This is a genomic window from Lysinibacillus sp. UBA6686 (genome assembly GCF_002455205.1).
In the GTDB taxonomy this organism is placed as follows: Bacteria; Bacillota; Bacilli; order Bacillales_A; family Planococcaceae; genus Lysinibacillus; species Lysinibacillus pakistanensis.
Map to the genome: position 1 here is coordinate 28573 of NZ_DKJS01000011.1, position 25611 is coordinate 54183.

26 protein-coding genes and 2 other annotated features are annotated in these 25611 nt (G+C 37.8%); of the genes, 22 read left to right on the forward strand and 4 right to left on the reverse strand.

Features of this window, described 5'->3' with window-relative positions:
* Nucleotides 1-157: 157 nt before the first annotated feature.
* From rsgA to metG, 4 genes are all read left to right on the forward strand, one after another.
* Nucleotides 158-1231, forward strand: a complete 1074-nt coding sequence (gene rsgA / locus B2R82_RS03035) for a ribosome small subunit-dependent GTPase A (protein WP_286923455.1) — start codon at nucleotides 158-160, stop codon at nucleotides 1229-1231.
* 333 nt (nucleotides 1232-1564) lie between these two features.
* A complete protein-coding gene (gene fosM, locus B2R82_RS03040) occupies nucleotides 1565-1987 on the forward strand; it encodes a FosM family fosfomycin resistance protein (RefSeq protein ID WP_286923456.1) in 423 nt (140 codons plus the stop codon).
* Between the two features lie 194 nt (nucleotides 1988-2181).
* Nucleotides 2182-2829, forward strand: coding sequence for an HAD hydrolase-like protein (locus tag B2R82_RS03045; protein WP_286923457.1), 648 nt, complete (start codon nucleotides 2182-2184; stop codon nucleotides 2827-2829).
* Between the two features lie 130 nt (nucleotides 2830-2959).
* Nucleotides 2960-3217: a binding site (T-box leader), on the forward strand.
* 59 nt (nucleotides 3218-3276) lie between these two features.
* The gene (gene metG, locus B2R82_RS03050) at nucleotides 3277-4914 is read left to right on the forward strand and encodes a methionine--tRNA ligase (RefSeq protein WP_286923458.1); all 1638 of its coding nucleotides are present in this window, start codon (nucleotides 3277-3279) and stop codon (nucleotides 4912-4914) included.
* Between the two features lie 45 nt (nucleotides 4915-4959).
* Here metG and B2R82_RS03055 read toward each other — a convergent pair whose 3' ends face one another.
* On the reverse strand, nucleotides 4960-6531 hold the full coding sequence (locus B2R82_RS03055) for a 2-isopropylmalate synthase (RefSeq protein WP_286923459.1): 1572 nt from the start codon (nucleotides 6529-6531) through the stop codon (nucleotides 4960-4962).
* Nucleotides 6532-6624: 93 nt separating this feature from the next.
* Nucleotides 6625-6861 (reverse strand) — a binding site (T-box leader).
* A 205-nt stretch (nucleotides 6862-7066) separates the two neighbouring features.
* Between B2R82_RS03055 and B2R82_RS03060 the strand changes: the two genes are divergently transcribed.
* Nucleotides 7067-7654, forward strand: coding sequence for an HD domain-containing protein (locus B2R82_RS03060; protein WP_286923460.1), 588 nt, complete (start codon nucleotides 7067-7069; stop codon nucleotides 7652-7654).
* 72 nt (nucleotides 7655-7726) lie between these two features.
* Here B2R82_RS03060 and B2R82_RS03065 read toward each other — a convergent pair whose 3' ends face one another.
* Entirely contained in the window at nucleotides 7727-9421 is a 1695-nt protein-coding gene (locus B2R82_RS03065) for a methyl-accepting chemotaxis protein (RefSeq protein WP_286923461.1), read from the reverse strand.
* A gap of 313 nt (nucleotides 9422-9734) precedes the next feature.
* Between B2R82_RS03065 and B2R82_RS03070 the strand changes: the two genes are divergently transcribed.
* The 5 genes from B2R82_RS03070 (at nucleotide 9735) to B2R82_RS03090 (ending at nucleotide 12880) form a co-directional block, all read left to right on the forward strand.
* Nucleotides 9735-10229 carry a DUF1648 domain-containing protein gene (locus B2R82_RS03070; protein ID WP_286923462.1) on the forward strand — a complete coding sequence of 165 codons (495 nt, stop codon included), beginning with the start codon at nucleotides 9735-9737 and terminating at the stop codon, nucleotides 10227-10229.
* A 364-nt stretch (nucleotides 10230-10593) separates the two neighbouring features.
* Entirely contained in the window at nucleotides 10594-11031 is a 438-nt protein-coding gene (locus tag B2R82_RS03075; protein WP_286923463.1) for a DUF1801 domain-containing protein, read from the forward strand.
* Nucleotides 11028-11405 (forward strand): VOC family protein, encoded by a 378-nt coding sequence (locus B2R82_RS03080; RefSeq protein ID WP_286923464.1) that lies wholly within the window; start codon nucleotides 11028-11030, stop codon nucleotides 11403-11405. Before B2R82_RS03075 ends, B2R82_RS03080 begins: the two co-directional genes overlap by 4 nt.
* A 17-nt stretch (nucleotides 11406-11422) precedes the next feature.
* Nucleotides 11423-11881 carry a nucleoside deaminase gene (locus B2R82_RS03085; RefSeq protein ID WP_286923465.1) on the forward strand — a complete coding sequence of 153 codons (459 nt, stop codon included), beginning with the start codon at nucleotides 11423-11425 and terminating at the stop codon, nucleotides 11879-11881.
* Between the two features lie 18 nt (nucleotides 11882-11899).
* Nucleotides 11900-12880, forward strand: coding sequence for a GNAT family N-acetyltransferase (locus tag B2R82_RS03090; protein ID WP_286923466.1), 981 nt, complete (start codon nucleotides 11900-11902; stop codon nucleotides 12878-12880).
* Nucleotides 12881-12921: 41 nt separating this feature from the next.
* Here B2R82_RS03090 and B2R82_RS03095 read toward each other — a convergent pair whose 3' ends face one another.
* A complete protein-coding gene (locus tag B2R82_RS03095) occupies nucleotides 12922-13359 on the reverse strand; it encodes an Rrf2 family transcriptional regulator (RefSeq protein WP_054771049.1) in 438 nt (145 codons plus the stop codon).
* A 190-nt stretch (nucleotides 13360-13549) separates the two neighbouring features.
* Here B2R82_RS03095 and hmpA point away from each other — a divergent pair, with 190 nt between their 5' ends.
* From hmpA to B2R82_RS03150, 11 genes are all read left to right on the forward strand, one after another.
* On the forward strand, nucleotides 13550-14716 hold the full coding sequence (hmpA, locus tag B2R82_RS03100) for an NO-inducible flavohemoprotein (protein ID WP_286923467.1): 1167 nt from the start codon (nucleotides 13550-13552) through the stop codon (nucleotides 14714-14716).
* A 241-nt stretch (nucleotides 14717-14957) separates the two neighbouring features.
* Nucleotides 14958-15218, forward strand: coding sequence for a metal-sensitive transcriptional regulator (locus B2R82_RS03105; protein WP_286923488.1), 261 nt, complete (start codon nucleotides 14958-14960; stop codon nucleotides 15216-15218).
* A gap of 114 nt (nucleotides 15219-15332) precedes the next feature.
* Nucleotides 15333-15620 (forward strand): rhodanese-like domain-containing protein, encoded by a 288-nt coding sequence (locus tag B2R82_RS03110; protein WP_376781243.1) that lies wholly within the window; start codon nucleotides 15333-15335, stop codon nucleotides 15618-15620.
* Nucleotides 15621-15633: 13 nt separating this feature from the next.
* A complete protein-coding gene (locus tag B2R82_RS03115) occupies nucleotides 15634-15930 on the forward strand; it encodes a rhodanese-like domain-containing protein (RefSeq protein WP_286923470.1) in 297 nt (98 codons plus the stop codon).
* 60 nt (nucleotides 15931-15990) lie between these two features.
* On the forward strand, nucleotides 15991-16545 hold the full coding sequence (locus B2R82_RS03120) for a sulfurtransferase TusA family protein (protein WP_286923471.1): 555 nt from the start codon (nucleotides 15991-15993) through the stop codon (nucleotides 16543-16545).
* Between the two features lie 12 nt (nucleotides 16546-16557).
* Nucleotides 16558-16953, forward strand: a complete 396-nt coding sequence (locus B2R82_RS03125) for a DsrE/DsrF/DrsH-like family protein (RefSeq protein ID WP_286923472.1) — start codon at nucleotides 16558-16560, stop codon at nucleotides 16951-16953.
* Nucleotides 16954-17037: 84 nt separating this feature from the next.
* Nucleotides 17038-18165, forward strand: coding sequence for an MBL fold metallo-hydrolase (locus tag B2R82_RS03130; protein ID WP_286923473.1), 1128 nt, complete (start codon nucleotides 17038-17040; stop codon nucleotides 18163-18165).
* Between the two features lie 147 nt (nucleotides 18166-18312).
* The gene (locus B2R82_RS03135; protein ID WP_286923489.1) at nucleotides 18313-18540 is read left to right on the forward strand and encodes a sulfurtransferase TusA family protein; all 228 of its coding nucleotides are present in this window, start codon (nucleotides 18313-18315) and stop codon (nucleotides 18538-18540) included.
* A 142-nt stretch (nucleotides 18541-18682) separates the two neighbouring features.
* Nucleotides 18683-19462 carry a sulfite exporter TauE/SafE family protein gene (locus tag B2R82_RS03140; protein WP_286923475.1) on the forward strand — a complete coding sequence of 260 codons (780 nt, stop codon included), beginning with the start codon at nucleotides 18683-18685 and terminating at the stop codon, nucleotides 19460-19462.
* A 177-nt stretch (nucleotides 19463-19639) separates the two neighbouring features.
* Entirely contained in the window at nucleotides 19640-20344 is a 705-nt protein-coding gene (locus tag B2R82_RS03145; protein WP_286923476.1) for a DsbA family oxidoreductase, read from the forward strand.
* A gap of 234 nt (nucleotides 20345-20578) precedes the next feature.
* Nucleotides 20579-21529, forward strand: a complete 951-nt coding sequence (locus tag B2R82_RS03150) for a c-type cytochrome (protein WP_286923477.1) — start codon at nucleotides 20579-20581, stop codon at nucleotides 21527-21529.
* A 40-nt stretch (nucleotides 21530-21569) separates the two neighbouring features.
* Here B2R82_RS03150 and B2R82_RS03155 read toward each other — a convergent pair whose 3' ends face one another.
* Nucleotides 21570-23264: an FAD-dependent oxidoreductase gene (locus tag B2R82_RS03155; protein WP_286923478.1), complete on the reverse strand. Its 1695-nt coding sequence runs from the start codon at nucleotides 23262-23264 to the stop codon at nucleotides 21570-21572.
* Between the two features lie 258 nt (nucleotides 23265-23522).
* Between B2R82_RS03155 and B2R82_RS03160 the strand changes: the two genes are divergently transcribed.
* Nucleotides 23523-25511: an ABC1 kinase family protein gene (locus tag B2R82_RS03160; RefSeq protein ID WP_286923479.1), complete on the forward strand. Its 1989-nt coding sequence runs from the start codon at nucleotides 23523-23525 to the stop codon at nucleotides 25509-25511.
* Nucleotides 25512-25611 lie beyond the last annotated feature (100 nt).

A 25611-nucleotide genomic window follows, 5' to 3' on the forward strand; every position in this document is an offset into this window, starting at 1 on the left:
TCAATTTGTGTATTCTCTTAAACGTGCCTGTGAAACCTTGTAACTGCCGAATTGCGCAGATACAAGGTTTTTTATCTTTATTCGGCGGATGTCATGGATTTTTAAAATCCGGATATGCCAAGGTGAAATTGATATGCACTTTTAGGAGGAAACTAAATTGAATTTAACAGCATTAGGTTTTAACACATATTTTGAAGAGCAAATGATTGAATATAAGAAGCAGACTAAGCTAGTGAATTGTGTACCAGCAAGGGTTACATTAGAGCATAAGCATTCATATCGTGTATTAACAGAAGAAGGTGAGTGGCTAGCAACAGTTGCAGGGCATTTTGCTTATACCTCATTAGCACGCGAGGATTTTCCAGCAGTGGGCGACTGGGTACTAGTAGAAAAAATGCCTGGTGAAGAAAAGGCTATTATTCATCAACTATTTAAACGAAAATCAGTTTTTTCACGTAAGGTGGCTGGGCAGGAAATACAGGAACAGATTGTAGCATCCAATGTAGATATTGTACTGCTAGTTATGAGCTTAAATGCAGATTTTAATATTCGACGTTTAGAGCGCTATTTAATAGCAGCTTGGGATTCAGGGGCAAAACCGATTATAGTACTAACAAAGGCTGATTTATGTGCTGATATTTCAGATAAGGTAAGAGATGTTGAATCTGTAGCGTTTGGTGTAGATATTTTTGTAACAAGTGCCTATTCAGGTGAAGGGTTAGTGGATATTCGTGCATTATTTACAGATGGTGTGACAGGAGCATTGCTTGGTTCTTCAGGTGCAGGAAAATCTACACTGACAAATATGCTGAGTGGCGAAGAGCTTATGAAAGTATCTGACATTCGTGAGGATGATGCTAAAGGGCGCCATACGACAACACATCGTGAGTTAGTGGTACTACCTGGAGGTGGGTGTTTAATTGATACACCAGGAATGCGTGAACTACAATTATGGGATCAAGGAGATAGTCTTGCTTCTAGTTTTCAGGATATAGAACAGCTTTCAGGGGTTTGTCATTATCGAGATTGTACACATCAAAAGGAACCACATTGTGCTGTACAGCAAGCAATAGCAGATGGGGAGCTTGAGGAATCACGACTTCAAAGCTACTTTAAATTGCAAAAGGAGCTAGCCTTTATAGAGCGCAAGACAAATACACAGGCAAGGCTTAATGAGCAACGAAAATGGAAGCAAATTGCGAAGGGATTAAAAAAGGGAAAAAAGAAATGAGTTTTAAGGAACACAGATAGTTTTTGAGATACCTGTGTTCTGCTTTTTAGGAGGGAAAAAGGTTGGGTAAGAAGAAATGGATTCGAGGGACAGTCATCATTACTATTATTGGTACAGTATTATTTGGATGTGCAAAAAAAGTCACTGCTGATAAAGCTTTTTGATTAAAGAGCGCAAAGTATGCTTTTCCGGTTATAGATGAAGCAGGTAAGGTGATAGGCACTGTACACGCAAAGGCTTAGAAAGAAAACTGCATACAACTGATGAGGAGAGTACGTACATATTTGCTATTGTGCAAAGCTTTTTTGTCAACCATGGAAGAGAGGTTTAGATATGACGATACAGGGTATTAATCACTTATTATTTTCTGTGTCGAATTTAGAACAATCAATCGCGTTCTATGAAACTATTTTCGATGCTAAGTTATTAGTTAAAGGAAAAAGCACTGCTTATTTTGATTTAAATGGGCTATGGCTTGCTCTGAATGTAGAAAAAGATATACCACGTCGGGAAATACATCAATCCTATACGCATTGGGCCTTCACTATTGATGAGGCTGATTTTGAAAAAATGTATGAAAAGCTTGTCAGCAATCAGGTGAATATTTTACAGGGAAGAGAAAGAGATATCAGAGACAAAAAGTCAATTTATTTCACAGATCCAGACGGTCATAAATTTGAATTTCATACAGGAACATTACAGGATCGATTGAACTACTATAAGATGGAAAAGCTGCATATGGAATTTTTTGATTAAATGGGTGTCCCTCTGTAAGAAGAGGGCATCTATTTTTTTGCAATGTTTTCCTCAAACGACTTTAAAGTATAGCCAGAAGGAGGAATGATGAAGTATTTGAGCAGTTGCTTGCTTTCATGCGTGAAAATGATCCTCGCTATAAGCGAAACAATATAAGAGGAGAAAACGTTCATAATAGAATAGGGGGTGGCTTGATGACAAAAGCTATTATTTTTGATATGGACGGAACCTTGTTTCAAACCAATCTAATTTTAGAGCCTGCACTTGCTACGACATTTGATGTGCTACGAGATAAGGGACTTTGGCAGGAGGATACACCAATCGAAAAATATCGAGAAATTATGGGAGTGCCACTACCTGTTGTTTGGGAAACACTATGTCCAATGCACTCTTTAGGAATACGTGAAGAGAGCAATTCATTATTCCATGTCAAGTTGATTGAGCAAATAAGGAATGGTAAGGGCGCACTTTATCCAAATGCAGAGCAAACACTTGCTGCTTTGGCAGAGCGCTATAAGCTATTCATTGCCAGCAATGGACAGAAGGAATACTTACAAGCAATAGTGGATACCTATCAATTGGAGCGTTTTATCAAAGGTACATACAGCATTCAGTCTATTGCAAGTGGTCATAAATCAGATTTAGTAAGAAAAGTGATTGTAGAAAATGGCATTCAGCAAGGAGCCGTTGTCGGTGATCGTTCTTCTGATATTCAGGCTGCCCATGATAATCAGCTTCTCTCAATCGGGGTACGTTTTGATTTCGCACAGGAAACAGAGCTACAAAGGGCGGATATTGTCATTGATGATCTAAAAGATTTATTACAAGTTCAATTGGCTTAAGCATTAATTTTTTATCGCCCAATATTTTCATTTTATCGAGAAAAACAGACGATTTACCGAAAGCTTTTAATCATTTATCGACAAAGATTGCATTTCAGGCGAAGAAAGCGTAAAATGGTGCCAACCTAATAGAAAAGCGTTGAGAAGGAAAAGTAAATAGGATTAACATTTTATAGAGAGCCTCTGTTGGTGGAAATGAGGTAAATGAACCCTTTTGAAAATGACCTTTGAGCCTCGTACCGAAAGCATTAAGCAAGTAGATTACGACGAGATAGGCACTCGTTACAACAGCAACAGTATCTCTCATATAGATAGACGTACTGATAGAGGCAAATAGTGTGAACTATTTGTAAATATAGGTGGTAACACGGGTATACTCGTCCTAATCGGTTTTGATTAGGGCGATTTTTTTTATCCATTTTTATTGATGCGAGGGGAGCAATTAGAATGACAATTGTTATTGGAGGCGCTTGGCCATATGCAAATGGTTCTTTGCATTTAGGACATGTTGCTGCACTATTACCAGGTGATATTTTGGCTAGATATTACCGTCAAAAGGGCGAAAGGGTTTTATATGTGTCAGGGAGTGATTGTAATGGCACACCGATTTCTATTCGCGCCGCACAGGAGAACACAACTACTGAGGCTATTGCTAATCATTATCATGAGGAATTTACTCAATGCTTTAATGATTTAGGATTTACTTATGATTTGTATACGAGAACAGATGCGCAGCACCATCATGAATCTGTGCAAACGATTTTTTTACAACTACTTGCGAATAATTTTTTATATAAAAAGAAAATTGAGCAAGCTTATTGTGAAACAGATCAACAGTTTTTGCCGGACCGGTTTGTAGAGGGAGTTTGTCCAAACTGCGGTGCAAAGGCACGTGGTGATCAGTGCGATAATTGTTCCACAATTTTAGATCCACTCGATTTAATCGATAAACGCTGTAAAATTTGCGGCAATGAGCCAATTATTAGAGAAACGGAGCATTTTTATTTTGCCTTTAGTCAATTTCAGGGAAGATTGGACACATATCTAGCACAGGCAAAGGTCGAAAAACGCTGGCGTGATAATGCACTGGGATTAACAGAGCGCTACTTGGCAGAAGGAGTACCGGACCGTGCAGTAACGAGAGATTTACCAAATGGTATTGCTGTTCCAGTTCCAGGCTTTGAAGGTAAAAAAATATATGTATGGATTGAAGCGGTTGCAGGTTATTTAACTGCAAGCATCGAATGGGCAAGGCAGCATCAAATAGCTATTGAGGATTTATGGAATGAAGAGACAGTTTCGTATTATGTACATGGTAAGGATAATATCCCATTCCATACCGTTATATGGCCAGCCATTTTAATGGGGATAGGGGCAAAGGCATTACCAACACATATTGTATCGAACGAATATTTGACACTAGAAAAGCGAAAATTATCAACCAGTCAAAACTGGGCCGTATGGGTGCCATATATCTTAGGTCGATATGATGCGGATTCAATTCGATATTTTTTAACAATGAATGCGCCAGAAAATCGTGATACAGATTTCTCCTGGCGAGAATTTATTTATAGCCATAATGGGGAGTTACTTGGTGCATATGGCAATTTTGTTAATCGTACATTGAAGTTTATTGAAAAATCCTTTGAAGGACAGGTACCACAAGCTGAGGTAGATGGCAACATTCGTAAGCACACGATTCAATTGTTTAATGTAGTGGGAAATCTTATTGAGGCAGGGCATTTCAAACAAGCATTAGAGGCTATTTTCGAATATATTCGTGCAGCCAATCGCTATTTTGATGAGCAACAGCCATGGCTTCAGGTGAAAGAGAATGTAGAAGCAGGAAATCAAACAATGGCAACATGTGTCTATATGATTGTGAATCTTGGACAGCTACTACATCCATTTTTACCATTTTCGGCTGAAAAGGTAAGAAAAATGGTAGGCAAACATGAGCTAATGTGGCATGAGCAAGTAGAGCTTCCAGCATCCATTAGCGAAGTGGCACCATTGTTTGAACGTCTTGATGTTGAGCTGATAGAAGAAGAATTTCAAAAGCTAGTGAAGGATAGCAATAAATAATACAAAAGCAGTATGACAGAAATTTTGTCATACTGCTTTTAGCCATTAGTTCATCACTGGCGTTAATTTAGCTACAACAACACTGTTAATAGCATTAATGTATGCCAGAGCACTTGCTTTTAATATATCTGTATCTGCGGCTTTGGCAATATATTTCTCACCCTCGTGTTCGATTGTGATTTTTACTTTTCCAAGTGCCTCTTTCCCGCGAGATACACTGTTGATATTATATTCTACAAGCTTTACATCGATATTTGTAATTTCTGCAATAGCTGAATACAGGGCATCAATTGGACCTGAGCCTACTGCGCTCGCTTTAAATACTTCGCCACCTTTACGAATCTTCACACTTGCAGAAGGGAAATTGGCGTTGCTGACGACTTGTAAATCGTCAAAATCAAAGAATTGCTCGCTATAATGAGTGGCATTCGCATTGTTTGCATCATGTTTTTCATAGTAGCTCTCAACAATTACATATAAATCGTGATCATAGACTTCTTTCTTCGCATCCGCAAGCTTTAAGAAGCCTTCGAAGATTCCTTCAAATTCATCCGTGGAAAGATTTGAGAAACCAAGCTTCTCAAGGGCATTTTTCACTGCATGACGCCCAGAACGAGCTGTAAGGACTAATTCCATATCATCAAGACCCACATCTTCTGGATGGACAATTTCGTAAGCATCTCGAGATTTTAACAAGCCGTCTTGGTGAATACCAGATGAATGAGCAAAGGCATTGTCCCCAGTAATCGCTTTGTTCACTTGTACGTCTAAGCCCATAAAGCTGGAAACAAGGCGAGATGTATTCATAATTTCTTTCGTGTTAATACGCGTTTCAGCATTGTAAACAGCGCCGCGTGTTTTTAGTGCCATAACAACTTCTTCTAATGCAGCATTTCCAGCACGTTCACCAATACCATTAATTGTACATTCTACTTTATCTGCACCATTTTTAATGGCTGCAAGTGTATTAGCCGTTGCCATCCCAAGATCATTATGACAATGTACACTTAGTAACACGCTGTCGTCTACGTTTTTCATACGTTCATTTAATTTATAAATCATTGCACCAAATTCTTCGGGCTCTGCAAAGCCAACTGTGTCTGGTACATTAATCATTGTTGCACCAGCCTTCATGACAGCCTCAATTGTTTTCCAAAGATACTCGAAATCTGAGCGAGAAGCGTCTTCTGTTGAATATTGAACTTGTGGTAGTAGGGTTTTTGCATATTTGACAGCATCCACACCAATTTGTAGGATTTGATCCTTAGATTTGCTGAATTTTTTCTCAACATGAATATCTGAAGTTCCAAGCACCATATGAATCATTGGGTTTTCAGCATATTTGACAGCATTATAAACAGCATCAATATCTGCCTGTACAGCACGAGCTAAAGCAGTGATCATAATGTCATTTGTATTTCCTACTTTTTGTGCAACAGCTTTTACTGCATCAAAATCCCCCTGTGATGAAGCAGGGAACCCAGCTTCGATAATATCAACGCCTAATTTTTTGAGCTGCTGTGCAATTTCTACTTTCTCATATAAATTCAATTTTGCTCCTGGCACTTGCTCGCCATCACGTAAAGTCGTATCAAACACCCAAATTTTTCTTCCCATTTTCAAACACTCCTTTTGTTATTGTCTTTTTTATAAAGCTACACTTAGGCCAAAATTGTTAAAACAAAATAAAAAAACCCGTCTCTATTTAAAAATAGAGACGAGTTTATGCTCGCGGTACCACTCTAATTGACCTTTTCTTTACAGAAAAAGTCCTCTTATCGACAGCAATCACTGTCTATCCCAATAACGGAGGAAACCGACATCCCTTACTTAAGTTCAGGGAGTAGCTCATGGACGAGTTCAAAATGTGTGTCTACCGATTTTCACCAACCATCGGCTCTCTACAAGTACACAGGCACTTCTACTATTTCCAATCTTGGCCTACAATGTGTTGTTGAAAGCAATCATACTCGGATATTGTGAATCTGTCAATAATATTCTAAAAATTATTTTTTTTCTGTCTAAATCAATGTAGGATAATCCCTATAAATGGTTTATTTTCATTATGAACAGCCATTTACGTGTGTGAATAAACATTCTAATATATGCTATAGAAATATAAGGATAAAGTTCAAATAGGGGGAGACATTAATTGGATTTACAGAACACGTTAAAATTTTTGCATGTAGCGGAGGGATTAAAGCGAGAGCTACGACATAGCTGGCTTTCAGATGGGAGGCAGGAAAGTGTAGCTGAGCATACATGGCGAGTAGCATTAATGGCAATGGCTATTGAGGAATACTTACCGCAAAAAGTTAATAGTGAGCGTTTATTAAAAATGATTATTATTCATGATTTAGTGGAGGTGTATGCAACAGATATTCCAGCCTTTGATACGATGAATAATATACAGGTAAAAGAGCAAAAGAGACAAAATGAAATGAAAGCAATTGAAAAAATTAGAAATTTACTAGGAAATGATACGGGGCAGCAATTTTATGATTTATGGTTTGAATTTGAGCATAGGAAAACGTATGAAGCAAAAGTAGCAAATGCTTTAGATAAACTTGAAGCGCAAATTCAGCACAATGAGGCTGCTATTGAAACGTGGTTACCGATTGAACATGAAATGGTATTTTTGCTAGGTAAACATACGGATTTTGATAATGTGCTAGACGAGTTAAAAGGTATCATTGAAGCAGAAGGGGTAGAAAAAATTCAGACGGATAATAAATTATAGAATCTGCTCGTTTTCTTTGGGAAGTAGATATTACACCTTACAATGTAGAAAACGAGCAGATTCTTTTGGATTTTATTCTATTTTAAAGCGTGACACTTGAGTTTGTAATTCCTCAGCCATATTTGAAAGTGTAGCGGCAGAAGCAGCTACCTCTTCGATTGTGGCTAGCTGTTCTTCAGATGCAGAGGCTACACTTTGTAAGTTAGCAGAAGACATTTGTGCTATTGTTGCTATTTCATCGAAGGATGCATAAATTTGCTCAGCACTTGAAGACATTTCTTCTGAAACGGTCGTTGCTTCTTGAATTTGCTTGGAAACATGTTCAATCAATTCAACAATTTTTGAAAAGCCTTCTTCAGCGACCTTTACAACTTGCATGCCAACTTGAACCTCTTGTGTACCAGTAGCCATAACAGAGACCGCACGATTTGTATCATGCTGAATTTCGGAAATAAGGCTAGCAATTTGTTCAGCGGATTGCTTAGATTGCTCTGCAAGTTTTTTTACTTCATCCGCAACAACAGCAAAGCCACGACCATTATCTCCTGCACGAGCCGCCTCAATTGCAGCATTTAATGCTAGTAAATTTGTTTGCTCCGCAATATCTGTAATAAGACCGATAATATTACCTATTTCTACTGAGTGGTCCCCTAAATTTTTGACAACGCTTGCAGACTCTAAAACGGCTGTATGAATTGTATCCATTTGTGTAATGACACGGAGTAATGAATCGTTTCCTTTGTTAGCCTCAGCATTCGTTTCCATGGCAAGTTCAGATACAGCAGCTGTAGTCGTTGCCAATTGCTGAATGCCTCTTGTCATATTTTTCATAGCTTCAGAGCTTTCTGTAGCATTTTTACCTTGCGCCTCAGAGCCACTTGCAACCTCCTGTATAGAGGATGTAATCTGCTCTGTTGCTTGGATTGTTTGCTCAGCGCTTGCTGTTAATTCGGCTGCTGAGCCACTTACCTGTACAGTATTATGTCGAACATTAGTAATAAGGTCCTTTAAATTAAGAGCCATCTGATTGAAGGCAAGCGCTAAATCACCAACCTCATCACGATTCTTTATACGTATTTGCTCTGCCGTTAAATCACCCTCGGCAATTTTTTTAGCTGCTTGTGCCATCCCTTTAATAGGTCGGGAAATGAGACTACCCATGATAATAGCAATTATCAGACTAATGACAACAGCAAATACCCCAAGTATAATCATTTGAAATTTTATCGATTGAATTTCTTTAGTTGTCGCAGCAATTTTTTCATCTATATACTCTTTTTGATAATTAGCAAGGTTTTCTACGCGTTCATCGAATTTCTTAATAATTAGTCGTCCCTGTGTACTATCAAGCTTTTCGTACTGTTCGATTTCTCCAGCAGCCTTTAAGGAAAACATGCGATCAGAGAATTGTTGGACATCTTGCTCACTTTTATTGATTGCCTCTAATAATTCAATAGATTTTTTAGTATGGAAGGAAGCCATTAATTCATCTGATTTTTTTTTGAATTCTTCCCGTGATTCTTTGTTGCTTTTAAGATTTTTTTTATCTCCAAGTAATAAATACCCTCTTTGGCTTACAATTTCTTGCTTCGCAATTGCTCGAAGCTCCTGAATACTGATAGATCTAGTAGTTTGTTCTTCAAGTAACACACGATATGTTTGATTAACGGAATTAAGCTGTTTAATGTTTAACCCGATTGTGCCAACTAAAACTAAAATAACAATAAAAAAACCGAGTATTAATTTCTTGTAGATAGTAAATCGCATAGTTGAAGTTTCCTTTCTCAGTAATTTAGTATAAATGTTACAAAAAAATGAAATATGTATATATACCATTTATATCAGATTATATGAATTTTACAAAGTATTAAGAGTATTTTCACGTTAATTAATAAATATAATAAGAAGGTAAATTGCAGAGAAAATAATAAAAAATGTAGAAATAATACGTAACTTCCTTGGAGCACAAGCGGATAGTTAGTGATAGAGCATAAACAAATACGACAATTCTCATAAATTTGAAACAAAATGAGCTGTAGTAACGTAGAATTAATAAAGAAATGACTAGGGATGTGAGAAGGTGTATAGACCAATTTTGAAATTACCAAAAACAAAGTTTGAAAAACTATGGGACTATATTGGCTGTGGAATATTTATGCTATCCATCCTTTATATTTTTATCATGTGGGGCAAAATACCTGAAGAGGTTCCGGGACATTTTAACGGTGCAGGAGAGGTGGATCGTTGGGGTACAAAAATAGAACTATTCATTCTTCCATTTATCGGAGTGTTTCTGTGGATATTATTAAGCCTACTTGAAAAGGCACCACATATGCATAATTACCCAGCACGTTTAAACGAAAATAATGTTAAGGCATTTTATTTAAATAGCCGTAAGACTTTAAATGAAATTAAAAATCTTTGTTTAATTATCTTTGCCGTTATATCATTTCAAATGGTTCGAATTGCTATAGGGGAGGTAGAAACTATTGGCTGGTGGCTCCTTCCGATTGTGTTAATAGGAACAGCCATACCAATAATTAAGGGCATAGTAGCAACTTTTAAAATAAAATAGTACAAAATATTATAGACTCAAACGTTCGTGGAATTATCAGAGCGTTTTTTTTGTACGCAAATTTTATAAAATCATTTATACTATCAAAACCAATAAAAATTGTTAGAGAACTGGTGAACTTTTTAAATCATAAGTTGGGCTTTTAATTTTGTGGATCCACCATATAATTTGTACTATTTCTTTTGTCATTTCTAGTAATAAAATGGTATCGTATTTACAAAATATATTTCACTTATTTTTAAATTATCTAAAAAGGGTAATAAAGAAGTGTGATTCTAAAGGATATCTTTATGAGATTTCTTAAATTAGTATTGGTTGAGCGGAACGGTCGTGTACAAAATAACTATTGGAAAGAAGGCTGAGAATGACGCACACTTATATTGAGCAAGTCGATGAAAAATGGCGTGAAAGCTTTGCAAGGCTAGTAGATGTAGTGGAAATAAATTTGCCTGAAGGCTTTGAACGTAATATGAATTATGACATGATTAGTTATGTTGTCCCATTATCAACGTATCCTAAGGGTTATCATGTTACACCGAATACACCACTTCCTTTCATTAGCCTTGCCGCACAAAAACGACATTTAGCTGTCTATCATATGGGCCTTTATACAGATAAGGTGTTATTGTCTTGGTTTCAGGAGGAGTATGCAAGGCGTGTGCCAACAAAGCTCAATATGGGGAAGAGCTGTATTCGTTTTACAAATACAAAAAATATTCCGTATGATTTAATTGGAGAACTTGTATCGAACATGACACCGATGCAATGGATAACTAAATATGAGGGAGAGTTAGCGAAATGAAAAGTGCCACTACCTTTTTAATGTTTCAAGGACAGGCGAATGAAGCTATTCATCAATACCAACAATGGTTTCCTGATTTAGAAATCAAGAGCTTATCATATATGGAAAACTCGCAGCAGGTTGCGATGGCTATACTCGATTTAAAAAATCTGAAAATTATGGTCAACGATAGTGTTATACAGCATAATTTTACTTTTACACCATCCATCTCAATCTTTCTGGAGTGTGAGTCTGTGAAAGAAATTAACCATCTCGTGGCTCAAATGCTAGAGGATGGAAAGGCGTTAATGCCTCTTGATAACTATGGCTTTTCTAAGCAATTTGCATGGATTGAGGACCGTTTCGGAGTATCTTGGCAGCTTACTTATAATTAATGTAAAGGAGAGTATAAATGAATAAGTGGATGCAACGAGCTATAGAACTCGCTCTAAAGAATATTGAACAAGGTGGACAACCGTTTGGAGCAGTATTAGTAAAGAATGAAGAAATAATAGGGGAAGGTGTCAATGAGTTACATCTTCGCCCAGATAGTACTGGCCATGCAGAGCTATTAGCTGTTCGACGTGCACAGGAAAAGCTACAATCTATTGATCTAACAGGGACCGTTATGTATGCTAGTGGGGCACCTTGCCCAATGTGTTTTGGTGCAATGGCAATGGCGGGAGTAGATAAGGCATATTTTGCGAATTCTTTAGAAGAGGCTATTTCGGTTGGTTTAAGTCGATCTAGCGAGGTATATGCAGATTTATTAAAATTAGAAAATGAACGTTCGTTTCGAATGATTCATATGCCAGTAATGGATAATGAAAAAAATCCGATGCAAGTCTGGTATAAATGTAAAGATAAATGAACTAAAAGGAGAAAGAGAATGGCAGTAACTTTAGTGAAACATGATATTAAATATGCTGAAGCAATGCATGCATTGTCTTCGATGCCACAGGTGCGAGATGCACTAGGGTTACCTGCTGGTAAAGTAGAGGACACAATAAATTTTATTAAACGGGAATGTGTGGATGAAGAGGCTGGAAAGACTGTTCCTCGAGTTGTCCTAAATGAAGAAGGTCAGTTCATTGGTGTGACAGCATTAATGTTTATCGACCACACGAAAAAAAGCTGTCACATTGGTTCGTGGCTTGGCTATGAGTTTTGGGGAAAGGGCTATAATATAGAAGCGAAAATAGCGATTTTAGATATTGCATTTTTTGAATTAGGACTTGAACGGGTTTTCGCAGGTGCGAGACAGGTCAATATTCGCTCTCAAAAAGCACAGGAGAAATTGCCATTTATTCGAATAGGCGTTGAAAAGGATTTTCCAGAGGAGCACAAATGGTTAGAGGTAAAGGAGAAGCAACCATGTGTTTTAAATGTTTTTGAGCGTACAGATTTTGTCCGTTATCGAACAGCTTTAGTAAAAGTGGAAGGCTCACGTGAGAGCTATTTACCGCAATTATTATTAGCAGATGAAAGCGAAGAGGCTGTAAGGAAATACTTAAATGACGGCGACTTATATGAAATTAAATGTGGTGAACAATTAGCTGGCGTAGCATTACTTCTTGCGCAACCTGATAAGGCAGTGGAGTTGAAAAATATTGCGATTGTACCAAATTATCAGGGAAAGGGTCTTGGCAAGGAGGCATTACGACAAATAACAAGCATTTGTCACTCTCAAGGATATCAAACAATTTTAGTGGGTACTGCCAATTCTAGTATTGATAATATTGCTTTTTATCAGAAGGCAGGCTTTCGTATGGAAGCAATTGAAAAGGATTTTTTTAGTTCTTATCCAGAGCCTATCTATGAAAATGGCATACGTGCACTAGATATGATTTTCTTTTCCAAAAAATTATAGATATAAAGAAATACCCGTCCAACTTATGTTGAGCGGGTATTTTATTTACCAAGCAACAGTGCCATCAACTTTTCCTTCGAATGTAAAAAATCATCAAGAGTATAGCGATCTAAAACGGCTAAATAGGCTTGTAATGCTTCATTTAAGACACCCTTTAGCTGACATTCTGGTGCAATTTTACATAGATTATTTTCCTTATCAAAGCATTCCACTAGATGAAAATCCTCTTCTGTTTGTCGCACTATTGCACCAATTGTGATGGTTTTAGGATCAATTGCTAGCCGTATACCTCCACCTCGTCCACGAATAGTTTCAATGTAGCCAAGTAATCCGAGTTGATGGGTAACTTTCATTAAATGGTTTTTTGATATATTATAAGCATCCGAAATTTCCTGAATGGTTGATAATTCACCGTCTTCCTTCGCACCCAGGTAAATAAGTGTTCGAAGAGAGTAATCTGTATATAAAGTTAGACGCATAAGAACACCCTACTTTCTGTAATTCACAATAATTATAGCATTTTTACTTTGAAGTATATTAAATTCAATACTTTTTTTAAGATGTATTTAAAATACATTAATTATGTCTATTTTGTTAAAGATGTATTTTAAATATTGCTTTTAGAAAATGAAAGCGTTATATTGTAATCACGAAAGGATGGTATGCGATATGTTAAAACAAGAAACAGTTCAAATTATTAAAGCAACGGTTCCTGTATTAGAAGTTCATGGTGTTGAGATCACAAAGACGTTTTACAAAAATATGTTTCAAGCTCATCCGGAATTATTAAATATTTTTAATCACACAAACCAAGAAAAAGGTCGTCAGCAAACAGCTTTAGCAAACACAGTCTATGCTGCTGCTGTTCATATTGAGAATTTAGGGGCAATTTTGCCAGCAGTGATGTTAATTGCACATAAGCATCGTAGTTTAGGTATTTTACCTGAACATTATCCAATTGTTGGAGAAAATTTATTAAAGGCTATTAAAGAAGTACTTGGTGATGCAGCAACAGATGATATTATTAATGCATGGGCTGAGGCTTATGGTGTAATCGCAGATGTGTTCATTCAAGTAGAAGAAGAGTTATACCAAAAGGCTGAAAATAATGGTGGCTGGCGTTTATTTAAACCATTGAAAGTAGCGAAAAAAGTAGTAGAAAGTGATCTTGTTACTTCTATTTACTTTGAAAATGAAGATGGTTCACTACTACCTGCTTATGAGCCAGGTCAATACATTAGCATTCGTGTGAAAGTACCAGGTGAAGAGTATTTAATGAATCGTCAATACACGCTCTCACAGGCGAGTGCTGAGGATGGCTATCGCATTTCAGTGAAACGTGAAAGTGACCAAACGCCAAATGGTAAAGTTTCGAACTTTATTCACGATAACTTACAAGTTGGGGATTTAGTGGATGTAAGTGCTCCAGCTGGGTTATTTGTTTTAGAAGAAACTACTACCCCAATTACATTTGTTAGCGGTGGTATTGGTGTAACGCCATTAAACAGTATGCTGCAATCGCTGAAAAATGATGCTGCAAATGAAATAAACTTTATCCAATGTGCACGTAATGAAAAAGTTGTGGCATTTAGCGATGACATTCAAGGGAAAGTGAATGCACTTCCTAATGCGTCCTATACAGCATTATACTCAGATGAAAATAAGCAGATTACAAAAGAAATATTAGCAGAAAAAGTAATGGATAACACAGATGTGTATGTATGTGGACCTGTTGGCTTTATGGAAGCTATTATTAAACATTTACATGAAATTGGCGTGAAAGATGAAAAGATTCACTATGAATTCTTTGGTCCAGCCATGCAATTAGCAAAATAAAATTTTTGGAAATCCCTGTTATGAGTAACGGCTCATAGCAGGGATTTTTTATTGGAATTGATGGATAGGAACCAATAAGTGACGGATAGAATTCTAAAACGGATGGATTGAAATCCTGAAGTGACGGAAAGATCCTTGAGGAAGTATCGTAAAACTTTTGTGTTGACAATATACCTTGTGGGGTATATTATGAATCTCGTAAGCGGGTTCCGTCAATCAAATAAAAGGGGGTATGAACGGAGTGGCTTATGGTCCAAAAACAGCAAATCGTGTGAAACGAATAGAGGGTCAATTGCGCGGGATATTACGCATGATGGAGGAAGAGCAGCACTGCAAAGATGTGATTACACAGCTAACTGCCGTACGCTCTGCGGTTGATCGAACAATTGGTGTAATCGTAAGTGAAAATTTATTAGACTGTGTAACGACTGCTGAAGGAGATGCTGAAAAGATGAATATGGCTATCCAAGAGGCAATGGATTTAGTGGTGAAAAGTAGGTAAGTTTTTTACGCTGGGGCGTAATTGATATACCCTTTATAGTATAAAAGGAGGCAGTTAGATTTGGAGACGTGGCTAATCGTTGCAATTGTTGTTGCGTTTTTAGTATGGAGAATGATGCCTGCAAAAGGAGTGCAATCAATCTCAGCGGCGCAACTGAAAAATATTTTACATGATAAAGACAAAGTTTTTATCGATGTACGAACACCGGCTGAATATAAGGGACGAAATATTCCCCAGTTTAAAAATATTCCGCTAGGTTCTAATTTTAATCATTTGTCAAAGGATAAAGAAATAGTTGTAATTTGTCAGAGTGGCATGCGTAGTAGTCAGGCATGTAAACAATTAAAAAAACAAGGGTTTGAACGTGTTACCAATGTCCGTGGTGGCATGAGTGCATATTAGGAGGAGACAAAGTATGAAGGAGATTCTAGCAAAAGAAGTGCAACAGGCATTAGAGCAAGGTCAGTCAATCCATTTAATTGATGTACGTGAAGTAGATGAGGTAGAGGCTGGGCATATTCCAGGTATTATTCATATTCCACTTGGTTTACTTGAATTTCGAATGCATGAGCTAAATAAAAATGAATCGTATGTTGTTATTTGCCGTTCAGGTGGTCGCAGTGGGCAAGCTGCTCTATTTTTAGAAAGTCATGGCTTTAATGTTATGAATATGGTTGGTGGTATGCTTGCTTGGAATGGTGAAGTGGAGTAATTAAAAGCATTATATTTTTTTGAATAAAATAATACCCTTGTAGGTATAAGGAGGAGAATTATGAGTATTAAGGTGGATCTTCAGCTAGATGCTAAAGGACTTTCTTGTCCCATGCCAATTGTAAGGGCAAAAAAAGCAATAGCTGATCTCGTAGAAGGACAAATTCTAGAAATATCAGCAACGGATAAGGGGTCAAAGGCGGATATTGGGGCTTGGGCTGAAGCTGTCGGGCACCAATATATTGGGACTTTGGAAGAAGATGATGTGCTTAAGCATTATATTCGGAAATGCTCAAATGAAATTATGGAGGAAAAAACGTTTCCGCAGACAATTGATTTAGAACAGATTACAAGTAGAGAGGGTTTAATTCTTGATGTACGTGAAGAAGCAGAATTTGCTTTTGGACATATTGAAGGAGCTAAATCTATACCAATGGGTGAGCTAGAGTCACGTCTATCAGAGCTTGATAAAGAACAGGAGATTTATGTTATTTGCCGCACAGGGAAGCGCAGTGATTTTGCTGCACAAAAACTTTCTGCATATGGGTTTTTAAAGGTATTTAACGTCTTGCCAGGGATGACTTCTTGGAAAGGCGAATTAATAAAAACAATTTAGGAGGAATTTATGATGTCAAACAAAGTAGCAATTATTGCGAGTAATGGTGGGCTTTTCGATGCTTACAAGGTGTTTAATATTGCAACAGCAGCGGCGGCCTCAGAGAAAGAGGTAGCCATCTTCTTCACATTTGAAGGGCTAAATTTTATTCATAAGCAAGGTATGCATGCATTACCAATGCCTGCTGGAGCAGAGCATTTTGCACAGGGCTTTGCAAAAGCTAATGTGCCAGCCATTCCTCAATTAGTGGAAATGGCACAGGAGCTAGGTGTGAAATTTATTGCATGTCAAATGACAATGGATGTAATGGGTTTAACAACAGAAGATTTTATTGATGGCATAGAGGTTGGTGGAGCTGTAACATTCTTAGAGTTTGCAAAGGATGCAGCACCGTCATTGTCATTCTGATTGTTTAAAAACAAAGAAAAAGCGGAGAGGGAAATCCTTTCCGCTAAAAAATTCCATAAAATAATACCTTAGGGGGTAAAAAGGATGTCAGTTCTAAAATGGAACGCAGCACAAGTGGCTAAAAAAGTAATTGATAATGAAGAATTATTTATTTTAGATGTTCGTAATGTAGATGCATTTGAAGATTGGAAAATTGATGGACATAGATTTGAGTATCTGAATATCCCTTATTTTGAACTGTTAGATGGTGTGGAGGATATTCTACCAAAAATCCCGACTGATAAGGATGTTTTAGTCGTTTGTGCCAAAGAGGGGTCATCAGTGATGGTCGCTGAAATGCTATCAGAAGCAGGACGTGATGTTGCTTATTTAGATGGGGGCATGAAAACGTGGAGCGAATATTTGGAGCCTGTTAAAGTAGGAGATTTAACAGGTGGAGGAGAGCTTTATCAATTTGTACGTTTAGGGAAGGGCTGTCTTTCTTATATGGTAATCTCTGAGGGAGAGGCTGCTATTATTGATGCTGTTCGCTTTACAGATGTATTTATAAACTTTGCGGAAGAGAAAAACGTGAAAATCAAATATGTTCTAGATACACATTTACATGCTGACCATATTTCAGGAGGGCGACATATCGCGGCAGCAACAGGTGCTTTGTACTATTTGCCACCAAAAGATGCAGAGGAGGTTGTCTTTGACTATACACCTTTAGTCGATGGCACGACCGTTCAAATTGGTGCGTCTAATATAGAAGTAGGAGCCATTTATTCGCCAGGACATACAATTGGCTCAACATCTTTTGTAATTGACAGCAAGTATTTATTAACAGGTGATATTTTATTTATCGATTCAATTGGTCGTCCTGATTTAGCTGGGCTTGCTGCTGATTGGGTAGGAGATTTGCGCAACACACTTTACAAGCGCTTTCGTGAGCTTTCTGATGATCTTCTAGTCCTGCCAGCGCATTTTATGATCATTGATGAGTTAAATGAAGATGGGACGGTTGCTAAGCGTTTAGGGCAGTTATTCGCTGAAAACCATGGATTAAATATTGAGGATGAAGCAGAGTTCCGAAGCATAGTTACAGAGCAATTGCCGCCGCAGCCCAATGCCTATCAAGAAATCCGTCAGGTAAACATGGGGAAAATCACGCCAGAGCTAGACGAGCAAACTGAAATGGAGATAGGGCCTAATCGCTGTGCGGTTCGATAAACCGTTGTGAAATGCAATGAATATGCATGTATGTTTGTGGCATGTAAATATCGTGAAGCGAAGGCGCTCATCCTTCGTACAGTCATGAAAAAACAAGGACAATTGGTAAAATCGCTTACAACCTTTGCTGATTTGGAGGAGAAAAATATGAAATCAAATTTACAACTAGATGCAAAGGGCTTATCCTGCCCTATGCCAATCGTGAAGACAAAAAAGGCTATGGATACTTTAGCTTCAGGTGAAGTTTTAGAGGTTCAAGTTACAGATAAAGGAGCTCTTGCTGATATCCCTGCTTGGGCTAAAGCTGGTGGTCATACGATACTAGATCAATCTGAAGAAGCTGGTATCATCACATTTCTAATTCAGAAAATTTAAGGTTTGTGAGGGCTGTCTATCTAGAAGAGTAGAGCAGCCCTTCTGTTATCAGATGGCATGTACATTCTGTATGGAAGTGGAAAACTCACAGTTGAAAGCTAGACTTTATCTTCTGTGGATTTAACAGAAAGAAGGAAACTAAATGGATATTGCATGGATCATAACAATATTTTTGATTGGCTTTATCGGTTCATATATATCAGGGATGTTAGGTATTGGCGGTTCAATTATTAAATATCCAATGTTACTATATATTCCGCCTTTATTTGGATTCGCAGCATTTTCAGCACATGAGGTTTCGGGAATAAGTGCGGTGCAAGTGTTTTTCGCCTCTATAGCCGGGGTATGGGCTTATCGTAAAGGTGGTTTTTTAAATAAATCACTGATTATTTATATGGGTGGTGCTATATTAGTTGGTAGTTTCGTTGGCAGCTTTGGCTCCAAGTTTTTATCAGAGGCAGGTGTTAACATTGTTTATGGCATTTTGGCATTGATTGCTGCAGTGATGATGTTTATTCCGAAGAAGCAGATTGATGACAAGCCAATGCATGAGGTGACATTTAATAAACTGGTAGCTGCCATATTAGCATTTATTGTTGGTATTGGCTCAGGGATTGTTGGAGCAGCTGGTGGCTTTTTATTAGTTCCAATTATGTTAGTGATACTAGGAATACCAACTCGTATGACGATTGCCTCTAGCCTTGCCATTACCTTTATATCCTCAATCGGTGGCACTATTGGAAAGCTGATGACGGGACAGGTTAATTATTATCCTGCAATCATTATGATTGTGGCAAGTCTTATAGCAGCTCCTCTCGGTGCACGAGCAGGGAAAAAATTAAATACGAAAGTATTACAAGCAATTTTAGCAGTGCTAATCTTAGCAACTGCTATTAAAATTTGGATAGATATTTTATCTTGATTCAACAAATGGTTTTGTACCGAAAGCGAAGCGTCAGGTATAGGATATTCCCACCTCTATAGGTGGCGAGATGAATGCGATTGGATGTCACGGATTTTGAAGAGGAGCTTTTCGAACTCATAAAAAATCCGGACGCAATTACGCTGGGGCTTAATTGATAGGGAGGAGTTGTAGAAAATGAAAATTGAAATTTTCTCAGATTTTACTTGTCCATTCTGTTATATTGGCAAACGTGAATTGGAACGTGGCATCGATTTAGCTGGATACACTGGGCAAGTGGAGATTGAGTATAAAGCATTTCAAATAGCGCCAGATACACCTCGTAAAAATGCACCGATGTTATATGAGGGAATGGTGGAGAAATTTGATTCAACGCTTGAAGAAGTAAAGGAAATGACGAAGAATATTGCCATGCGAGCAGCAGAGGTGGGGCTTCATTACAATTTTGAAGAAATGAAAACAGCACATACTGAAAAGGCACATCGATTAGCAAAGTGGGTAAGACAATTCGATAAAGGATCAGTCTATACGGAAGCGCTAATGAGTGGATACTTTTTAGAGGGTGAAGATGTAAATGATTCTAAATATTTATTAACAGTCATTGAAGCCTTAGACTTAGATGTCAACCTCGCTAATGAAATTATCGCATCCAATGCCTTTAGTGAAGATTTAGATAAGGATCGCTATGATGCACAGCAACTTGGTGTACAAAGTGTACCCTTCTTTGTTTTTGAAAATCGCTACGGTATTAAAGGAGCAGAGCCGAACGAGGTTTTCGTCCGAACGTTGCATCAAGCAGCGGAGATAGCGGGTATTCAACCTGATTTAAAGATGGCAGGTGATGGAATAGCTTCTTGTGCTACTGGTGAATGTAAAATATAAAAAAGTATAAGGTGTCGGGTACAATTAGTACTCGGCATTTTTATTTCAGAAAAATCTATATACTACAAGAGGTATTAAGTCGTGTTTATTGTGTTATAGAACAATATTTATTTCATAATTTATCCATTTTTATCATCTGAATGGTTCTATTTTGATTAGGTGTGAGAAAAATCACATCTATAAATACATTATTTTGCTAAAATATAGGTGATTATACAAAGGGGGGTATTATAGATGAAACCTATCGTAGCAGGAGTAGCGGGAACAGTGCTGTTAGCAGGCACACTCTTTATAGGAGCTGTCATAAGTGACAAAATTTTAGGTGATGCTAATGGAGAAACTGAAGAAGCGGCAACACAATCAAAAATACCAACATCAGCAGCTGCGCAGTCAGTTGTCTATGCACCACCAAGTATTGAGGAAGTACCAGAGGGACCTATGAAGGAAGCCATCTTGTACGGCTATGAGCTTGTTAATAATACACATGTAGCTGCGGAAGAATATGTTGGGAACCAATTGTCTTGTACAAGCTGCCATGCAGGAGCAGGGTATGATGAGCAAGCATCGTCATTAGTTGGCGTTATGGCAAACTATCCACAGTATATTGCGCGGTCTGGTGATATTGTGACAATAGAAGAGCGTATTAATGGTTGTATGGTTCGTAGTATGAATGGTAAAAAGTTTGACATGAATAGCAAGGAATTAGAGGCAATGGTATCTTATTTCGCCTATATTTCAGAAGGAGTTCCAATTGGAGCTGAACGTGAATGGGCAGGCACAAGTAATATGAAAGATGTTCCTATACCAGATGTTACAAATGGTGAAGCATTATATGGAAAATCTTGTATCGCCTGTCACGCAGCAGATGGTGCCGGTACCGGAGCTAATACAGGACCTGCACTATGGGGTGAAAATTCATTTAATGATGGTGCTGGTATTGCACGTATGTCAAAAATGGCGGGCTACATAAAAAACAATATGCCAGTTGGTGCAGTTGGAACACTTAATGATCAAGATGCTGCTGATTTAGCTGCCTTCATTTTATCCCAGGACCGACCTGAATGGGCCAATCATGATAAAGACTGGCCTAAGGGTGGACGTCCGAACGATATCATGGATAAAGAAAAACGTGATCAAGTAAAAAATGGCACAATCAATTGGGAGCAAGTGCTTTCCACTAATTAAAAAAAGGGGGATGCTGCAATTTTGCGGCATCCCTTTAAGCTTAATTAAAGTTATAGGCTGTGACAATCTTTTTTCTGTTTGTAGCGATATCTGTAAAGTATTCATATAGGCAAATCCCTAAGAAGGAGCCTGCTACATTAAAAACATTCGTGAATCTGTTATTCTGTAGGGCCATTACTGCATTGTAGCTTCGTTGTCCAGAACGACAATGAACGTAAACAGGAATATCTTGTGGAATCTCATTCATCCTGTTACGTAGCTCGCTTAATGGAATATTATGTGCATGGTGGAGATGACCAGCCTCATATTCATTTTTTTCACGCACATCTAAAAAATAGGCGTTATTTTCGACAAGATCTCTAACCTCATCAACTTTTATCTGCTTGTAGGTGCCGTATAATTGATTTTGAGCGACGAGCGCTGCTAAATTGACAATATCCCGTGCAGTGCTAAACATTGGAGAATAAGTAAGTTCTAGCTCCTTTAAGTCCTCTACAGTGCCACCCATTGTAATCATAGTTGCTATAATATCAATACGTTTATCTGCACTACCTTTTCCAATCGCTTGTGCCCCAAGAATTCTTCCAGTAGGTTGTTCAAAAACAAGCTTGAAATGAAGTGGATGACTAGTCGGCATTAAACCAACTTTGTCTGGTGCAATTAAATATACACTCTTAGCTTGAAAGCCGTGTGCTAGTGCAGTTTTTTCATTTAAGCCAGTAGAAGCGCATGCAAGATCAAAAATCTGCACACTTGAAGAGCCAATAACACCTTTATTTTGCTGAGGCATATTAAACATATGATTTGCTGCTGCCCGTGCCTGTCTAAGTGCAGGACCAGCTAGTGCCAGACGTGTTTGTTTACGAGTTAATTGGTGAAATACTTCTATGGCATCACCGACAGCATAAATAGAGGGGTCAGATGTGACATAATTAGCATCTACCTTAATACCACCAAGTTCACCTATTGCCAGCCCAGCCTCTTTCGCTAAAGAGATTTCAGGTCGGACACCAATTGCTAAAACGACAGCCTGTGCCTTTACTTGTTTGCCGGAATTTAGTTCTACATAATCATCTGCAACCTTAGCTAAGCCATCATTGACAATGACATTAACTCCTCTATCCATCATTTCTTTTTGTAAAATTTGAGCCATATCATAATCAAATGGCATCATAATTTGCTGACTAAATTCTACGAGTGAGACATTAAAGCCAGCAAGTTGCAAATTTTCTGCAACCTCTACGCCGATAAATCCGCCACCAATGACAGCAATATCTTGTATATCATCGCTCTGTATATAACAGTTTAAACGATCTATATCCGAGACATTGCGAACAGTAAAAACGTGAGAAGAATGAATGCCATCCAAATTAGGAACGATTGGACTGGCTCCAGGGGATAACACTAACGTATCGTAGCTTTCCTCATATTCATTACCTGTGTGTAAATCCTTTACAGTAATCATTTTTTTCTCTCGAGAAATACGTGTCACTTCATGATGAACACGTGCTTCAATATTGTATTTTGTTTGAAAGGCTTGCGGTGACATTAAAATCAATTTGTCACTTTTATCAACAATACCACTTAAGTGAAAGGGTAAAGAGCAGTTGGAAAATGAAACGTTTGGCCCTTTTTCAAACATAATAATTTCAGCGTGCTCATCAAGTCGGCGAATTCGTGCTGCCGCAGAGGCTCCTCCTGCTACACCACCGACTACTAAAAATTTTTTACGCATTTACAGTCACATCCTTTTCTTTTTATACATATAAGGGTATATAGGTCGATAATAAAGATTTATAACAATAAATTAGCGTTAAAAATTTAAGAAATGTTGCTATAAATGCATTGTATACCCCGTTAGGTATTTTTTCAATAGAAATAAAAAATTCTTTAAATCGGGAGGTGAAGGGGAAAGGTAAACCTAGTTAAAGAAAATAAGTGGCTATATTTGTTATACTAGCAGTATTAGGAAGTAGCATCGGGGGTGGCATTATTGATTTTTTTAAAGTTATTAATCCAAATTATTGTTGTATCTGGGCTTATTTATTTTGTTAGCGGGCGCTTAATTGGTTCAAATATTAACTTTGTGCGTAGGTTTCTTTCAGTACTCATTAGTGTAACGCTAACATCCTTTGTTTATTGGTATTCTTATTTGCGCCATACAGATTATTTATCCGAGACAATGATGCAAACAGTAACGGAGGTTAGTACACTTATTTGGATTGGAAGCATGCTGCTAATTTCTATGCTGTTATATCTTGTCTTTGAGCTTTTTGATTCAAGTGGTATTACAGCTGGAGATCGGCGCAATGGTCAAAAAACCTTAGTGTTACGTCTTCGAAGTTATTGGCGACAGCAAAAACGTTTACGACAGGTGTTAAAAATTGCTGTCACAAATGGTGTTGTCCAAACCATCAAATATGCACGACACCGGGAAAATGAAAAGGAACTTGCTATTGCTTTAAGGGCTACATTGGAGCAATGTGGTGGGATTTTCATTAAATTTGGTCAGGTCCTTTCTACACGTAAGGAATTGTTCTCTCCAATTTTTATTGATGAGCTGGAAAGGCTACAGCATAATGTAAAGCCTCTACCACCAGAGCAGGTGACTCAAATTTTAGAAAGTTCTCTTCCAAGGCCCGCGAATGAGGTATTTGCGAGCTTTCAAATGGAACCAATCGCAGCAGCATCTATTGGACAGGTACATAAAGCACGATTAAAGAATTATGATGAAGTCGTGGTAAAGTTATTGCGTCCAGAAGTGAAGGGGATTATGCGTGATGACCTTGATATTCTAGAGGAGTTTGCAAATTGGCTGACAAATAAGTCTACATGGGCTGAATCTCTAGGTTTTCGAGAATTAGCTGGTGGTTTTGCAGATGGATTGCGTGAGGAAATTCATTTAGATATTGAGGTACGAAATACATTACAGGTGACAAATGCTCTTTCTAAAAGTGATTACAAGGTACGGATTCCTAAAATCTATATAGATTATTGTACTGAAAATATCATTGTTATGGAGTTTGTACGGGGAAAAAGTGTTGCGAGTGGAGCATCTGAGTTTAAACGCTTAAAAATTGATCGAAGACAGTTTGCGCGTACGGTTTTATATTCCTTCTTTGAGCAGATGCTTTTTTCGGGTATCTTCCATGCAGATCCACATCCAGGGAATATTCATATCGATGAGACAGATGGTTTACCAATCCTGCTAGATTTCGGAGCAGTTGGTCGCCTGGGAGCAACTCAGCAAGAGGGCTTGAAGCTATTTTTAATGGGCATACAGTTAAATGATTCGAGTATTTTATATGACGGCTTAACATTATTGGTTGAACATGCAGATCATGCTGAGCGTGCAAGAATGGAGCAGGCAATTGACCAAATTTTGTTGAAAATTTCTTATGTAGATAAAATACCAACTGAAGAATTGATACATGCATTGTTTACGGTTGTCCGTGATTTTGGACTTGCCTTTTATCCTGCAGTTGGCTTAGCGCTCCGTTCACTAGTAACATTAGATGGAACATTAAGAGTCATCGATCCGAGCTTTGATATTTTTACCGAGTCCAAAGATTTTTCCGCTTCTTATATGCGTTCATCATTCCTCAAGCCATTCAAAGAACCGATGGCCACAAAGGAGCGCCTACAAGAAGAATTATCAATGCTTATTCCGACATTGCGCAAAATGCCAAGGCGGGTTGATCAGCTAATTCAACGAGTAGAGAGCGGGAAAATTATTTTACATCATGATATTTTTTCGGATGAACATAATGCTCGCTTTATTACCAATTTGTTTTCACGTTTTGTCTTGCTTCTCGTTGGTATCACCTTTGGGATTATTTCAGTAGCGCTATTAGCGATCTCGCAATTTATTCATGATTCGTATGCTGTTTATCTGAATACCGCAGCATATTTAGGTTTATTTCTATGTGCAATTTTATTAGTACGGCTTTCCATTCAAGCATTACGATCGATGAAGCAATAGGTAAGGGAAAAACCCTTACCCTTTTTTGTGCAAAAAATATTACAGAAACATTACAAATTTTGAAATAGGTCAAATAGTGTAGAATGTAAAAGTGGAATTT